The organism is Streptomyces sp. NH27 (assembly GCF_056859195.1).
Genome location: NZ_JACEGK010001004.1, coordinates 1 through 961, shown reverse-complemented (window position 1 = coordinate 961; position 961 = coordinate 1). Strand labels below are relative to the sequence as shown.

Genomic DNA, 961 nt, shown 5'->3' with positions numbered 1-961 from the left:
ACACCGAAGGTGGCGCGCGGGTCGGCGCCTGGACCGGCGCCTGGACCGGTGGTCGGGCCAGTCGTGGGGGCGGCGGGCCGCGGCAGTCCGAAGTCGCTCGGCGGCAGCGTGGCCGGCCCGTTCATCGTGGCGGAGCGGGCGGCGGTCAGCCAGGCCCACAGCCGGGCCCGGTAGACCCCGGCGTCGGCGGGGCGGTCGGCCGGGTCCTTCGCGAGCGCGGCCAGCACCAGGGCGTCCAGTTCCGCCGGCACCCGCGGGTTGCGGGTGGAGGGCGCCGGCGGCTCGGAGTGGACCTGCCAGTACATCAGGCTCAGCGGGTTGCCGTCGTGGAACGGCGGCTTGCCGGTGAGCAGTTCGGTGAGCACGCAGCCGACCGCGTAGATGTCGCTGCGGGCGTCCACGTCGCCGCCGCCGATCTGCTCCGGCGACATGTAGCTGGGGGTGCCGACGGAGGAGCCCACGGTGGTCAACCGGGTGTCGGTGTCCAGCACGCGGGCGATGCCGAAGTCGGCGACCTTGACCGCGCCTTCCTCGGTGACCATCACGTTGGCGGGCTTCACGTCGCGGTGCACGGTGCCGTGGCTGTGCGCGTGGGCGAGCGCGTCGAGGATGTCGCAGGCGATCCGCACCGCCCGCTCGGGCTCGAACGGGGCCTGTTCGCGGACGAGTTCGGCCAGCGTGCCGCCGCGTACGTACTCCATGACGAGGTACGGCACCACGGTGTCGCCGTCCTGGTACTCGTCCTGGTCGTGGACGGTGACGACGCCGGGGTGGTTCAGCGCGCCGGCGGCGTGTGCCTCGCGGGCGAACCGGCGGCGGGCGTCGGGGTCCAGCGCCAGTTCCGGCATCAGGGTCTTGATCGCGACGACCCGGCCCAGCCGGGTGTCCCGGGCGCGGTGCACCCGGGCCATGCCACCGGAGCCGAGCAGCTCCGCGAGTTCGTATCTGCCCGCGAAGAGCC

1 protein-coding gene is annotated in these 961 nt (G+C 74.2%); it reads right to left on the bottom strand.

Going from position 1 to position 961, the window contains the following annotated elements; genetic code table 11:
- A partial coding sequence (locus AC13HU_RS37680; protein ID WP_483046509.1) for a protein kinase domain-containing protein occupies window positions 1–961 on the bottom strand: 961 nt, incomplete at both ends.